Genomic DNA, 14,840 nt, shown 5'->3' with positions numbered 1-14,840 from the left:
GAGTTACAGAAAGAAACCCGGTTTCTCACAGCCCAGGGATAACGAAGAAACCGGGTTTCTCTGGTGGATATTATCGTTAACTGTGGAGTTACACAAAGAAAGCCGGTTTGGGATAGTAATCGGCTGATTATGATTCTTTTTTAGAAGTAATCACTTCGATGGGTCGCAGAATTTTTTCCCCATGACGAAATCCTCGGCGCACAATTTTAGTAATGCTTTGATCCTCAACATCCGCTCGCACTTCTCGTTCCACTACCCGGCAAAAATCGAAATCAGGTTTAGTTCCTTCCAGTTCTAAAAGTTCAACTTGACGCCGCTGAAGTACCCCCAGCAATTTCTTTTGCACAATTGAGAGAGACTTAGGTAAACGCTGAATAAATTGAGGAGGAAGTTCAGAATGCTGCTCCATATAATCAAGTAAAAATTCCACAGCATCAAAAACATCAAATAGCTCTAAAAACAGTTCCTCTTTAGCGGCTATTGCTTGTGACTTTTGTTCGCGTAATTCTTGTTGGAGTCCTACTCGTTCTTTTTCCAGGTTTCCCAATTTGTTTACAAGTTCGTCTCGCAGTTCGGCGTTAAAGGTTAGATTGGTCATGGGTTATTGGTTATTGGTTATTTGTAGGGGTGTGGGTATTTTTTGCCCCTCCTGACATAATGACAAATCACAAAAGATATTGGTGATTGATTAATAAATTGAACTTTCGCCAAGTTCTCCGCTACCAACTTGTGTTTTTAAGAAATTGGCGAATTCTCTGGCATCATTGATATTCAGAAAAGATGCTACTTGAATCATATCTGTGTTAGTCTCTCTGACATATTTAACAAAGGCATCTGCACAGTAATTTTTCTGCATAAATCTTAGATTGCTTACGCTATAATTCACATTGACAGGATACCACACATTAATCCTACCTGGATGACTATCCCCACAAGAACTTAGAGGAAATGAATTACTTTTGTTTCTTAATAGATCGGCGGCATTAGCCCGAACTGAGGGAGCATCAAAATTATAGCTAGATGATTTGCCAACTTCTCCACTATCCAAATCAAATTTGAGAATATTTGCAAACTCTACAGCATCAGATCGATTCAAGAACGAGGCAACTTGAACCGATATTTCGCCAGTTTGTCTCTGTTTTTTGAACGCATCTCTACAGTAAAAATTGCGAACTCGATTTAAATTATCCTCGCTATAGTTTACATAAACCGGATACCACTCATTTGTGCCACTAGGGACTTGATCGCCACAGGTATTTTGGGGAAAGCCCTTAGCATAATAAAGTTCGGAAAATTCAGGTTTAACCACTGGTTCCGTTCGTGGTGAGCGCTGTTTTTCTTGCCTTACAAAAGCCGGTGTTTCCGATAGTTGTGTTATCTGTTGTCTCTGTGGAACTTCTGGGGATTCCGATGAGGTTAAATATTCGATATTCTGTGCTTGTTCTTGCTCTTTTTGTAATTCATGTCCGGTGTTAAAAGCTAAGACAACCGTAGAAAAAATCTGGCCAAAAACAAATAGCCAGGCAAAAAATCTAATCCCATCTAAAACCAGATGACTACCATTAAATTTTAATTCCGGGTTTATCTCAGCTTGGGGGATGACTTTAGGGAGTTTGCTTAAACTAGCGCCAATAAATTTAACGGATAATTCCTCTTGAGAGGGAAGTTGTGCCCCGGCTTCTAACTTTGTATCTATTTCGGCGAAATGCGATGGCAAATTTGGATTAATATCGTTTCTAATATAGTTAACGACTTTCCTCTCAATATCCAAATCTGGTGCTTCAAAGTCTGCCAGTAAATTTAATTGTGGGGCAGTAGTTTGTATGCTAGAAAAATCTGTTCGCTTGAACCGTTTAATCGGTGGTAAAATCGGACGCAGATAATCAGCGATGATGCGTTTTTGTGAGTCTAGGAGACTTTTTTGCGCGGCGGCAATCTCCTGAAGGGGATATTCCTTGCGCTTCATGGCGAGCCCCATAGCTTTGGTAATTTCTGCTTTTGATGCAGCCGGGGAAACACCGAGAATATCGTAAGGATTGGCAGAACACTGTTTGTTTTCCATTTAAAACCTCCTAAAAGAAACTACGAATACCTAAATCACGATAAATTGGTTGATACTCAACTTTATCCGGGCAAAGTTTATAAGCCCATAGGCCAAACTTCTGGATCAACTCATAAGACATTTGTTGAGATTTTGACCCTTTAATCAGAGACACTATAAATAAATCCGCCAGATAATATTTAAGCGGATCGCAGCCGGAATACTTGGCATAGTTCACCGCTTCATCAAAGCGATCAAGTTTCATTAAATCCTGAACTTTTTTAAATTCTTTACTCCACTTGTAAATTTCTTGAACCGTAGAATCTTCGGGAGAAAGTTCGTAGATCCAACCTCCTAATTTAACAATATCTTCAAACTTTAATTCACCACTTTTGAATCCTTCAATAAATACCTTGACGAAAAATTCTGTCAGATTATCGCGGACTTTCTGATGGCGTGAGCGCTTGGCTTGTTGAACGGCTTGCTCTAGTTTATGTGCCTTGACAAGCTCATCGACTTTTCGAGCGTCTTGAATAATCTCAAGGCGATCAATTAGGTCAAGGACTACCGGATTTTTAGGGTCGATTCGCTTAATTTGTTCAAGTTTTTTAAGTGCCGTTGTTTCCTGAATTGTTTCCGCAACTAATTGCTCACGAATTTGCTCCGCTTGATATTCTGCTAAATAGCTTCTAGCTGGTTGACTTCCTAATAATTCATACCAAGATTGAGCAAAATTTAGATGTTCTTTAAAATCAGAAATAGCATGACGCTGCTGTTGGCAAAGTCGGTCTATTTCTTGACTCCATTCTCCATTCGCTTTGATGGCTAAACCCGCTGGCTTGAGAGACGATATAGCCTGCCGCCATTGTTTTTGTTGAAGATAATAGCAACCTTCATGGTACAAGACAAATTTTTGAGCAAAAACTTCGCTAGTTTTGTTGGGTTTTATTGCCGGTTTAATTTGAATAGCGCGAGCAATATCTCCTTCAACACAAGCAGCTACCGCTAATCCCCAATTCGTATAAAGTCCCCGCAATATATCGTTAGAATTATGGAAATTTTTTAGGGAAACTTCAATTTGATTTATGGAAATCTGAGAACGCGAACAAAAACCAGGAGTCAAGTACAAATTATTTTTTTTCGCTCCTGAATTTGCCGGAGTTCCCATCAAACGCAGTGCCACCATTTCCTGACGATAAAGATCGCGCAGACGCAAATAATCGTTTAAACTTCGATCTCTGAGGGAGTCAACGGCATTTTCTAGGATTTTTTGCAAGTCTGATGTGGCTGCGTTTAAGTCAACTGCTGTATTTGATAACCAAGGCAAATTTTTCAGAGAAGAGTCTTGGTAAATATTGGCGATTGCACTTGACCAAGTGACAATAAAATCTGGCATAAACTGTGCAAATTTATTTGGGTTATTTTGCCAGCAGTAGTAAGTAGTGATCGCCCAATTATGTAGGGAAACAATATCGCCCTTATCCCGCCAAACTTGTGCCGCAGTTTCGGCGATTTGCTGCCAGTTTTTACCTTGCCAAATTTCGTGGTCTATCCGAGGGATAATATGCTGTTCTAAATTGGTTTTGACGAGTTCATAGGTGCCAAATTTGTTGATAAATTGAAGACTGATTGATTTTGCCGATTCAAAATTTGCCGCATCAACAGATTGCTCGATTTGCTGTAAACTGAGGGTGCGATCACGTTCCACCAAAATCTTCAAAATTTGGCGCTGTTGCTCAACTCTCGGATCTGAAATAGACTGCCATTCTTGATTAGCTTGCTGCCAATTCTGTTTTTTCCCATGAGCAAATCCCCGAAGATAAGCCGCTTGATTTCCTGTCACCGCTTCTAAAGTGGCAAGTGCCTTATCGAACTGGCCAAATTTAACGGCAACTGATGCTTTTCGGAGCGTGCATTCTGGGATATCTGGTAATAATTTTTGGGCGGATTCGTAGCAGAGTAAGGCTCGATAAAAATCCCCAGCTTTTTCGTGACTCCATCCCTGATGAAACTGTTCGATTCCCCGGACAATATTCTGTAATTTTAATAAAAAATCGCGGCCATCAGAACGGGGAAATTGAGCTAGTCCGGTTTCCAAAAGGGCGAGCGCTTCTCGAAATTTTCCCTCACAGGATAACTGATAGGTTTGACGCCAAGTTGCTGCAAACCTCTCCTCTTTTTCAAGCTGAGAATAAAGATGCGTGATCGCTGCCTCCACCTCATCGGTGGCAAACAGTTCTTGCGCTTTTTTATATCGAGAAATTGCTTGTTGAAAATAATTCTGTTTTGCGAGTTTTTCCGCTGACTCAACGAGTGACTGATATTTTTGTCGCCATTTCAGGAGATTTCTGCATCGATTCAAAGCGATAGCCACCTGCTCGTCAGGATAGATTGAATAGGAATTTTGGTAAAGATGCAGTGCGTCAGACAAGGCTATTATACTCGGTAAAGCTCCCGTTTCTTTCGCCAAAACTTGATTAGCTGAATTCAGCAATTTTTCGGTTTTTTCTGTTTGCTCTTTCCATTTAAGTTTCCAAAGAGACAAACTATCTTTAACTTCCGCTAACAGAAATTCTACGGTAAATTTTTGCACAATGAATTCAGAAACCGACTCAATGGGATACCACAAATTGAGAATTTCTTCAGCGTTGGCAATCGCTTCTGGTAGCTTCTTTTGGCTAGAGAGATTTTTAGCCTCTTGGAATAGGAATTTAGAATAGGAAACTTGCCGCGAAACTTCAGCAAAGTTCACCCCTAATAAAAGACTGCTTACCCGATTGATTTGATCAACGATCATAAACAATTTACCTCCAAATTTGGCACCAGCAATATCTCACCGATTGCCAAAGTATTTACGCGACCTTTTAGGTTAGAATTTGCGGCTACAATTCGCGGCCATAAATTTACATCTCCATATAACTTTTTCGCAATGAGCGATAAAGAATCACCGCGCTTTACTTTGTAATAAAATCCGCCACAAAGGAGGGATTCTTCGTCGGGTTTTTTTGAGGTGGCAACTAGCGATTGTGTGGGATTAACTGTGGGATTAACTTGTGGGGATACTGTGGTTTTTAAAGCCGGAGAAATACTCGCAACTGCCGGTTGACGTTGCTGCACATAAAATGAATTTCCAACTGCACCTAAACTTATCCCCAATAACAGGATGAGAATTGCGACTCCAATTGGCACCAAAGGCATGATCGCTGTTGATTTGGTTGGTACGGAAGGCAGTTCTGGCAGTTCTGTGAGGGTGCGAATTAGGGATAAATCAGTTTCGCAATTAGGGCAGATGTTTCCTTCAATTTTGGGGCGATCACATACGGGACAAGTGAGATAAGTTTTCATCGTGTAATTCCCGTCGCAATATTTGCAGTAGAAACTTCGCGCAATCCATACTCGCGGATATCTGGAACGAGTTCGTTCCAAAGGCGATTAGCTTCATTCATATTTTCATGCTCCATTGCATGAATCACACGCTGTAATTTATCTGCCATGAAACTAGCGCGAGTGGGGTCAACAGAATTGGCTTTTCGGATGGCATCTTTGGCAAGTAATAACTTTTGGATTTCTTCGGGCATATTTTTCATTTCCCGTTCTGCATCTTCGATGAGTTTTTGCATTGCCGATAGATTATGAATAGCAATCGCATCTTTGAGTTGTTTGGTGAGACTTTGAATCCGTTGTTTTTGAGCATCAGGAAGCATAAAGGAGCAATGTTCCATGAGGAATTCAAATTCCCGCACAAAGAACTGAGCCACATCCCGATCTTCTGAAGCAAATGTTTTTAATTGCTTAAGTTTACTTTGAGCAACTGCGACGCGATCAGCTTGCGGTTTATTATCTTGACCTCGAATTTGGTTAGAGGCAGAAATGGCTGCACCGGCAATTTCATAAGCAGTTTGCACCCCTGTTTCTGTCAAGTTACCTGCTTGATTCAATTCAGCAATTGTTCGCTCTACTTCGCTGGCAATTTCTTCATCTACGCCACCCCGCGAAAACGAACAACTGACTCTAACGGCTGGGTTATTTTTCAGGGCTGCGGTAATTTGCAAAGAACTATTTTTCTCATCTAGTTCTACTGTAACTACTACTTCTGTACCTCGTGGATAAGGTTTGTCGAGTGCTAACCACATCTCCCCAATGCGTTCGTCCCGGTTGAGGCCATCGATGTCTTCACTAACCAGATCAGGACTGAAAAATTTAAAGTGAATCAATCGTTGTCCGTCGGCTTCTGTGCGAAATGTATGGGCTGTATTTATCGGCAGCATCTCCGCTTGTTCGATGAGTTTATATCGCGGTTCATTCACCAATTCAATAAAGTAATCGCGGGAAACAGTAGAAACTTTATCTGGTACCAATCCTGCTGCTACAATAGCCGCTCCTTCGGCCACCGCAAGCATGGGGTCTGGATGAACTACTACCTTATCTGCACCAAATGCTTCGCGGACTTTGCGTTGAACTAAAGGAATTTTTGAAGAACCCCCGACCAGCAAAACAATATCAACTTGATCGGCGGGATAGTCGGAATATTTCAAAGTATCCTGGCAAATTGCGATCGTGCGTTCTACCAATGGCAAAATCATTTCTTCCAACTCCCGGCGAGTGATTTTTACATCAATGGGAATTGCCATTCCCAATTCGTCTAAGAGGGGAGTCGCGGGTATAATTTGTGCTGTCTCCTTGGTGCTTAAATCTATTTTCGCTTGCTCTACAGTAAATTTGACATCGGCTAAAAAGCGAACCCGATGGTAATAGGGCATTTTGGCAATTAAAACATCGATATTCTCGATTTTTTCTTCTTGCGCTACTTTAGCTTTAACGAATTCAAAAAGCTTGTGGTCAATATCATCGCCCCCCAACCACAAATCGCCAGCTTTACCAGACTCGATAAACTGATCGCCAGAAGCAGTAATTAAAGAGGAGTCGAATGTGCCGCCACCAAAATCATAAACCAAGATATTGTTGCACTCATCAGAATCCTGTTTAAATCTATAAGAAATAGCGGCAGCAGTGGGTTCGGGTAGCAGTTCCAGTAATCCTAAACCCGCTCGTAGGACAGCAGTTTGAGTAGCGTAACGCTGTTTGTCATTAAAATAAGCCGGAATCGTCACAACTGCGTGAGTAATTTTACCTTTGTGATCGGCTTTCTTTTCTTGATGAAGCTGGGCATTTTCCACCACCTTTTTAAGAATTTCCGCAGAGATATCTTCTGGTTGGTATTCTTGCCCATCCAACCAAACAGAGAGGCTGTTATCAGTGCCCTGAGTTGACTGGGTAATTTTATAGTTTAAGCGAGACAATTGCTGTTGCACTGTAGGGTCGTTAAATCCGCGCCCCATCAAACGTTTGATGGAAATAATCACGTTTTCTGGATTATTTCTTAGCTGATCATAGGCTTTCGTCCCCACCACAAGTTTACCTTCGTCTAATGCAATAACCGAGCGGGTCAGTTCCTGATTTTTTCCACTGTTTTCTTGATCTTTGACGACTGCGATCTCAGCCCACTTAAAGGCTGCTACGGAGTTTGTTGTGCCCAGGTCTATGCCAACTACATTACCCATTTAATTGTAATCCTCTAGTTTGGTTATTTGTTAGTTATTTGTCGTTGGTTGTTTCTTACTTGTCCTTTGATTAAACCTGTTCGCGTGATTTAACACATCAGTATTTACACTTAAATTGCTTTAGAAAATTTACCAGGAATTAGGCAAGCACGCTATCTGTAGTGTGCCAAGAAACAGGGATAGCGGACGGCTTAAGCAAAGCTTATCGCCATCAATTTGAGCAATCTTAAGCGTCTTAATAGTGGCTCTCAATCAAAGTCAGATTTATTGCCACATCTCCCGTTCTGCATCTCGTTCCAACGCGAGAAGAGAGAAGTTGTTGTCATTCATCGCTTTAACCTCGTGATAATTTGTACAAGCTGGAGAGCTTGACCTGTCTATCTATTGATGCCGGAAAACAGATTTACGCAAATTTCCTGAAAATTTTTGAGTAGGTCTGGGTGGCGGAGAAGAAACCGGGTTTCTCGGAGAGAGGGGGTTTCTGGATTTTAAGATTAGGGTTGACAGCAAGAGTCCAAGGGTTCACCGGCTGTTAACATGAGTTCAATCTTAATTCAATGGTCTGAATTGATTCTCATCTATTGGAGAATAGATTTTGACGTTTGGATGAGGTATAGAGTCTATTAATTTTTTCCAGTTGATTAAAACATCATTTTGAACAGGGTATTGAGGAGCGCTGCGTTGCAAACCAATTAGAAAATCAATTTTTTCACTTTTGTAAGGTGCTGATGTTAAATCTTGTTCGTTGAGTTGTGAAAAAATGCGAGTGAAGGTAGACCAAACGTGCATGACACGAATTATTGTTTCAACTGAACCACTCGTATGAACAACAATTAGAAGTTCATATTTTTCTCGATTTTGAATATCCATCATGGTTGTCCATTCATTCATAGTTATGCGAATGACAGGAGTGCTAATAGCTTTTGCCTCTACTTTGAGTAATGGCTTCAACCCTTGTTGTTTTGTAGGTTGGGTGCAAAGAAAATCAAACCCAGCAGAAGCTTCTTGTTTAATTATCTGTTGATAACCCAGCCATTCATAAAAAAGTTGTGACCATTTTTCCCCTAAAGCACCATATTTTGGATCGCCTGTACCTTGATATTCTGATGTAATAGTAGTTGTTTCATGGGAAGTTTCTTGTACTGAAAGTTTCTCAATTTCATGGTTTTCTTCATCAGGAGGAATAGGATCAGAACTTGGTGCATAACCAAGAGCATCCAGAATTTCAGATGCAGCCTTGGGTGTTTTTGCCATAATCACTTCTTTGATACCTGCGGCAACTTTTCCAGCTTCTGCATTAGGATTAATGGCATAAGCAATTTCCCTCGCTATGTGGGGCCAAGGTTCAACTCCATTTTGTAATTGATAGTACAAAATATATTGATGATTTCCTTGGCTATAATCAAGATAAACTTGTATTATTTCTTCAGGAGTTGAATGTAACTCAAAGTGATAACGGACTTTAATCAAGCTGGCTTTTTTAACAATTAATTTTTCCCAGCAATCCAAATTTCCAGCTTGAAAAGTAGTCAAAAGCTGCCCTTGAAGAACTCGCTTGATCAAAGATTTTCTATTTTTCAATCTTTTGGTTATGACTTGATCTACATTGGGATTGGTAGGCTCTAGTTGCGTTAATTTTGTTTTTATTGCCTGACTTAATGGACGAACACCAACAGCTTCCATTGCATACCAAGCTTCTGCCGGTCTAGGGATAACATTTTCGTTACTCTGGAGAAAAGTTAACTTTTCCAATAAATTAGGACGATCTACAAAAAATATCTGCTCAGGAATGGTTAAAACTCTTTTAGCATTAGGAATTACTTTTTGGGTACTCAAATTTTTAAATTTTTGTAGCTCGTTGTTATCATTTCCAAAACTATTTTCAATTTTAGCCTGGGTTAAAATTTTCCAACAATCAAGGAGTACCTTATAACTTTCGTCATCTAAGCAAACATTATCATTTTCAAAATTTTTGCTAATTTCTTCGATCAGGAAAATAGCATCGATTGGTTCTGGAGAGTCAGAAACCCCTAATTTTTGAAAAAGCGTATAATAAGAATGTAAATGGTCAGGTAAATGATAACGATATTTTCCAAAAGGATGATCGTTCCAAAAAACTTTTTCAGGTTGGATATATTTGTTCTGCCCCAGATAAATAGTTGAGCTATTTTTTAGCCTTTCAAGATTATTATCATTGATCAGATCAATGTTATCTTGTAAAAATTTATAAACGCGATTATCCAAGAAGTAACCTTGCTGAGAGCAGGTTAATAGATTTTCGATAACTTGCTGTACTTGAGGTGTAGTTTTAATCCCTAAAAATTCACTAAATTTATTAGCTTCAGCTTGCAGTTCCACTCTAGTATCAATATCCAGAAATTTCACTTGAGTATCAACTAGATAATGGTAGAAGCTAGTAAATATTTGATTAGGACAATACCATTGTGTTTCATCTTCTTTTACAGGCAACCAAGCCATAGATTTTAAAGAATTTATAGGCTCAAATTCTAACGTTCTTGATTTTAATGATTCCCATCGTTCAGTGAGATGTTCAAAAATCTCTTGCATCTGTTTTCTGGTAGTTCCTTTCGGCTCCTTTGCTTTCAGGGCGTTAATGATTTGAAAAATATGAATCAGGCGTGGTTGATCAACTACTTGTAGCCATTTCAAGAACTTGTGAGCTTTTTCTGCACAATTCTTTGGTAAGACCGCGATTTGGTTTTCCAAAGTCCAATTGCTAAAAATTTTATGAACAGATTCACTGTCTAAGTAAGCTTCATCAGCAGAGCGAAACTGACCATCTTTGCATTCAATTAGAGGACATTGAGATAATAGCTGTCGGATTTGTTTGTTTCCTTCAATTTCTTCCAGATGCGTTGCTAATTGACAAACTAATTGACGGCGAGCTTCAGGCGAAATTTGTTTTTCTTTGAAAGCTTTGGGAACTTGTTCACTAGCATACTCTGAAAAAGTTAAAGATTTTGCCCCTAGCTTTACCAAAAAATGTATGTGTCCACGCACATATTGAATATCCACCAATGAAGCTAGATTTAATGTGTCTTCAAAAGAGCCAGGAATTGCCAGACCTTCTAAGGGGCGAAGTCGATCAGAACTAGGAAAAATGGACAACTTGCGAACACGATCTAACAGCCTTCTTTCAGGTTGTAAAATATTTTGTTGATGATTTTCTAACCATCCGATCACTTCAGATATAAGGTTCCGATTCTCCCGCCATTGTTTTTCTAATTGTGATGTACTAATTTTTTCTAACAATTCAATAGCTTTATCAACAGTGAATTTAGCAACTAAATCTTCAATTTCTTTGGGATTACCAGATGCTAGGAAAGATTGCGGAACACCTAAAATTTTAAATAAAGTAGCTGTTTCTGGTTTGGCGTGGTACAAGTTAATAGGAGGACATAGTTGCTTATCATTACTTAGGGCGATTGCACATTTTTTTAACTTATCTTTAGCGCTTGTATCTTTCCCAACTGACTGACGAGTAAATAAAATTCCAACTTCTTTTGCTAACTGATCTCGCTGAGTTTCAGACTTGATCCAATCCGGTACTTGATTTATAGCTATTGCTTTAACTAATCCCCACGCAAAAAGAGCATCTGCTAACATTGAGGCATCTAGTGAAATTACTCCAACTTTTTTGAGCAAACTAGAATAAGAGTGCAGATCAGAATGTACGATTGAAGAACGTTTTATTTTCTCCAAGGCTTTCTCTAAAACTGCGGAGAGTTTATATTCTTCTTTTTTTTCTAACAAACAGACTTGTTGGGGAGACTGCCATTTGTTTGCAGATGTAAAAATTATTTCTGAAGACTGAACTTTAGGATATAGTTTTTGCCATAAAAATTTTAATAATTGATCCTGAGATTGTACTTCAATCTGGCTTAAGAAACTCCAGAGATGTTTATGACCTAGAATATTTCTGAGATGTATTAGGTTTTGCTGAATGATCTCGGCAGCTGCGATAATTGCTAATCCATTCCATATAGTTTGATCGCCTTGTTCTAAGACAATTCCTTTGCGATCAGAAAGTGTGAAGAAATCTGCATTAATATGAAAAGGCAGTTGAGTTTCTTGTTTAGTTGGTAAGAAAGCATAGTAAAAACCAGAAAAATTATCTTGATTGCTATCAGGAATAGCGACAACAACATCTGCTCGACGTTTCGTTTTGATAGTCAATTGAGATTTGGCTTTTAATACATTAGCATATTCATTAAAATTACCATCAAGAAGATACCAGCCTTTATAAGTAGTAATTTTTTTGAGTTGATCAATACTTTCAATGATAGTTTTTCCTTTATCTTTTTTTTGTAAAATTTTAATTAAATTATTCTCATATTGAATTTCTATTTTTTTAAGATTTTGTAAAAAAATCATTGACTTTGGAGCAGCTTCCGAAATATCTTTAAAAAATTGATTAACTGAATCTGGAGAAATAATTCCTACTTCTAACTTCTGACGAATTTTGGTATCTGAACTAGCCCAAGGAAAACAGAAACGAGTACCTGGAGATTTTTTCTCTAACAGAACTTGTTTAATTCTGGAATTAGATTCTTTTTCAGGATAAAAAGTCCAGTGCTTACCAGAAGAGATAATTTCTGGGTGATCGGTAATTTGATAAACTGAGGTAAAACCAATTCCAAATCTGCCTATTGTCCATTCGTCTTCAGCCCGTCTGTCACCTCCAGCTAGTCTTTGCATTTTGGCAAAATCTTGTTCACTAAATTCGCTATCATTTTCAACAATCAGCGCATCCTTACAAATATTGAATCTGATCCAAGATGACTTAGAATCTTCTGCATTTTGAATCAACTCATAAGCTAATGTGGAAAATCCACTCAGATTCACTAGCTCTATTCTTAAAAAATCTAAGATATCAATGTCTTGTGGTAAAAATTCAGGAGATGAATTATTCATACTGTGCTTTATCCTTTTTTTAGGTTAGATACTGTCAATTGAAAATCTCAAACTAATTTAGAGATTCCTCAGTCTTGAATTTACAATATGGGTATTCAAAGAGAAAGCAGTGATAGGATTTAACTGATAAATATCTCCATTTTTGCCCCATATATTTACATTTTATACATTAAATGAAGTTCTCCAAATCAGTAGAATTACTGAATTTTAATATTTGTTTAGATTTCACCTGGACTGATTGGCTTGTCCTTTTTGGGAGCTAAAGCTTAAACTGGACAGGTTTCAGGCTATTCCGAGTTTACTCCAAGGATTTTTGGGTTTTAAATTAAATTAGATCGGCTAAAACCCTTGCCACTCTAACGATGATGTACGGCTTCTACATTTTGAGGATTAATTTTCAGTGCCCTATCAAAATCTTGGATGGCTCCGGTGCGGTCGCCCAATTTCAATCGAGCTAACCCTCGTTTAACATAAGCATTATCATCATTTGGGTTAATTCTAATCGCTTGATCACAATCTGCAACTGCACCCCGATAGTCTCCGAGTAGCCGTTTTGCATTACTTCTGCCCACATAACCACTAGCATACTGGGCATCAAGACCAATCAACAGATTATAGTCTTGTAATGCGCCTCGGTAATCTCCTATTAAATAACGAGAATTTCCTCGATTTAAATAGGCTGTTGTGTTATTCGGATCTTGATAGAGAATTTGGGAATAATCTTCAATCGCTCCTTGATGATCCCCTGACAATGCTTTAAATAAAGCCCGACGTTCCAAATCTTCTAAATTCGATATTGGCACTTCATTCATTGCCTCAACCATCGAGCTAAAAATTTTTTCTTGCTTTCTCGCTTCAAGGAAAGCTGAACCTAACGGGGTTGTCTTAAACCATTCATAAAATAACCACCCTAAAAACAGGCAAATGATAATGCTGATTAAGAAATCCATACAATGATAACTCCGATTAGCTGAGTAATGGAAATGGCGCAGATTGAGTTAAATTGGCGGGAAGTTTGAACCATTTTACAAAACCTGCCCCTACAAAATTAGGCGCGATTAATTGGAGATAATGGGAGGTTAATCTTAGATAAAATTCGTGTCAGTTCTAATTGAGGCAATCTTAACCGTCTTAATAGTTGCTCTCAATCGGGGTCACATTCATTTGCCTCCCACATCTCCCGTTCTGCATCTCGTTCTAACGCGAGAAGAGAGGCGTTTTGTTCACGCCAGTCGTCATAACTATCCTGAACATCCCGCTCATAATCATATTCGTGGTCGTTGTTGTCGTAACCACTCGCACCCGGATCACCGTTGCAGCCGCTCATCGCTTTAACCTCGTGATAATTTGTACAAGCTGGAGAGCTTGACCTGTCTATCTATTGGTGCCGGAAAACAGATTTACGCAAATTTCCTGAAAAATTTTGAGAAAGGTGGGTGAGATCAGCAGCATTGCTATGCCAACGTTAATCTGTGGAGTGTCACCCACCCTACGATATTAGATTTGACTTTTGAGTTTTAAGGTTGACAACAAGGAGCAAAAGGTTCACCGGCTAAATTTTCCAACCCAATAGAGCCTAACAACTCTTTCCACTCTTTCAAAATTTGTTGATCTTGAAGTTTTTCCTGCCGCAATGCTCCTAATAAAGTCACAGTTTCATACCATAATCCGTTTTTAGCGTACACTTGAATTTGTTCTAGGGGTGTTGTTGCTTTTGCTAACTGACTGGTTAAATTTTCACTGGGATTAATTCGTGCGATCACTCCTTCAACACCATCATCCTCAGCCCGCAATCTCGGATTACAACGATAGAAAAATTGCCAACGATATTGTTTACCAACTTCTAACATCGGTGCAGATTGGGGCAACTTAAATTTGACAATTCCAGGCGCTCCCATCAAAGGCATTTTCTGTTTAAAGATTGCATTCTCTTCTTCATCTAACAAAACAAATTCTACATCTCTAGCTGGGGTTGAACTGTAGGGAACATAAATCATAAAAGTCGGATATCCCGACAACGTTAACCCCCTATTGTGTTCAGGAATTAATGCCGTTAAAGGTTTAGAAACTGCCGGACAATTTGTACGACTGGAGGAACCCTGACGATCTTCATTTGGTTCACCCCGATCTGGATCTTGAAATTCAACAGCGACTTCTAAAGACTGTGCAGGGTATTGAGCAATGCCGGCTTTTGTGGAATTCAGCGTCATTAAAATTCCAGCTAAAACGAACAATAAAAATAACTTCTGGTGGATCATAGATGACAGTAAAATCCTGTATTTTTGAGCAATTGGGGGAATTTA

The 14,840-nt window shown here is 39.0% G+C and carries 9 protein-coding genes; all 9 read right to left on the bottom strand.

Going from position 1 to position 14,840, the window contains the following annotated elements; genetic code table 11:
* Positions 1-127: 127 nt before the first annotated feature.
* The 9 genes from NG798_RS20655 to NG798_RS20615 all read right to left on the bottom strand — a co-directional run bounded on the left by NG798_RS20655 (position 128) and on the right by NG798_RS20615 (position 14,747).
* Positions 128-598 (bottom strand): nucleotide exchange factor GrpE, encoded by a 471-nt coding sequence (locus tag NG798_RS20655; RefSeq protein ID WP_261225597.1) that lies wholly within the window; start codon positions 596-598, stop codon positions 128-130.
* Positions 599-688: 90 nt separating this feature from the next.
* Positions 689-2,062: a J domain-containing protein gene (locus NG798_RS20650; RefSeq protein WP_261225596.1), complete on the bottom strand. Its 1,374-nt coding sequence runs from the start codon at positions 2,060-2,062 to the stop codon at positions 689-691.
* 10 nt (positions 2,063-2,072) lie between these two features.
* Entirely contained in the window at positions 2,073-4,838 is a 2,766-nt protein-coding gene (locus NG798_RS20645; protein WP_261225595.1) for a M48 family metallopeptidase, read from the bottom strand.
* A complete protein-coding gene (locus tag NG798_RS20640) occupies positions 4,835-5,386 on the bottom strand; it encodes a LysM peptidoglycan-binding domain-containing protein (RefSeq protein ID WP_261225594.1) in 552 nt (183 codons plus the stop codon). The genes NG798_RS20645 and NG798_RS20640 overlap by 4 nt, the downstream gene beginning before the upstream one ends.
* Positions 5,383-7,602 (bottom strand): Hsp70 family protein, encoded by a 2,220-nt coding sequence (locus NG798_RS20635; RefSeq protein WP_261225593.1) that lies wholly within the window; start codon positions 7,600-7,602, stop codon positions 5,383-5,385. Before NG798_RS20635 ends, NG798_RS20640 begins: the two co-directional genes overlap by 4 nt.
* 549 nt (positions 7,603-8,151) lie before the next feature.
* Positions 8,152-12,537 (bottom strand): sacsin N-terminal ATP-binding-like domain-containing protein, encoded by a 4,386-nt coding sequence (locus tag NG798_RS20630; RefSeq protein ID WP_261225592.1) that lies wholly within the window; start codon positions 12,535-12,537, stop codon positions 8,152-8,154.
* Between the two features lie 356 nt (positions 12,538-12,893).
* Positions 12,894-13,487 carry a tetratricopeptide repeat protein gene (locus NG798_RS20625; RefSeq protein ID WP_261225591.1) on the bottom strand — a complete coding sequence of 198 codons (594 nt, stop codon included), beginning with the start codon at positions 13,485-13,487 and terminating at the stop codon, positions 12,894-12,896.
* 194 nt (positions 13,488-13,681) lie between these two features.
* The gene (locus NG798_RS20620; protein WP_261225590.1) at positions 13,682-13,864 is read right to left on the bottom strand and encodes a hypothetical protein; all 183 of its coding nucleotides are present in this window, start codon (positions 13,862-13,864) and stop codon (positions 13,682-13,684) included.
* A 190-nt stretch (positions 13,865-14,054) separates the two neighbouring features.
* Positions 14,055-14,747, bottom strand: a complete 693-nt coding sequence (locus NG798_RS20615) for a DUF928 domain-containing protein (RefSeq protein WP_261225589.1) — start codon at positions 14,745-14,747, stop codon at positions 14,055-14,057.
* Positions 14,748-14,840 lie beyond the last annotated feature (93 nt).

It is taken from the genome of Ancylothrix sp. D3o (assembly GCF_025370775.1).
Classification (GTDB): Bacteria; Cyanobacteriota; Cyanobacteriia; order Cyanobacteriales; family Oscillatoriaceae; genus Ancylothrix.
Note: the sequence above shows the minus strand (reverse complement) of the source record. Positions and strands in the feature narration are given on the sequence as shown.

Excerpts from the sequence above, each read along its gene's own strand:
- NG798_RS20650 (WP_261225596.1), bottom strand. The coding sequence starts at position 2,062 with ATGGAAAACAAACAGTGTTCTGCCAATCCTTACGATATTCTCGGTGTT.
- NG798_RS20655 (WP_261225597.1), bottom strand. The coding sequence starts at position 598 with ATGACCAATCTAACCTTTAACGCCGAACTGCGAGACGAACTTGTAAAC.
- NG798_RS20645 (WP_261225595.1), bottom strand. The coding sequence starts at position 4,838 with ATGATCGTTGATCAAATCAATCGGGTAAGCAGTCTTTTATTAGGGGTG.
- NG798_RS20625 (WP_261225591.1), bottom strand. The coding sequence starts at position 13,487 with ATGGATTTCTTAATCAGCATTATCATTTGCCTGTTTTTAGGGTGGTTA.
- NG798_RS20635 (WP_261225593.1), bottom strand. The coding sequence starts at position 7,602 with ATGGGTAATGTAGTTGGCATAGACCTGGGCACAACAAACTCCGTAGCA.
- NG798_RS20640 (WP_261225594.1), bottom strand. The coding sequence starts at position 5,386 with ATGAAAACTTATCTCACTTGTCCCGTATGTGATCGCCCCAAAATTGAA.
- NG798_RS20630 (WP_261225592.1), bottom strand. The coding sequence starts at position 12,537 with ATGAATAATTCATCTCCTGAATTTTTACCACAAGACATTGATATCTTA.
- NG798_RS20620 (WP_261225590.1), bottom strand. The coding sequence starts at position 13,864 with ATGAGCGGCTGCAACGGTGATCCGGGTGCGAGTGGTTACGACAACAAC.
- NG798_RS20615 (WP_261225589.1), bottom strand. The coding sequence starts at position 14,747 with ATGACGCTGAATTCCACAAAAGCCGGCATTGCTCAATACCCTGCACAG.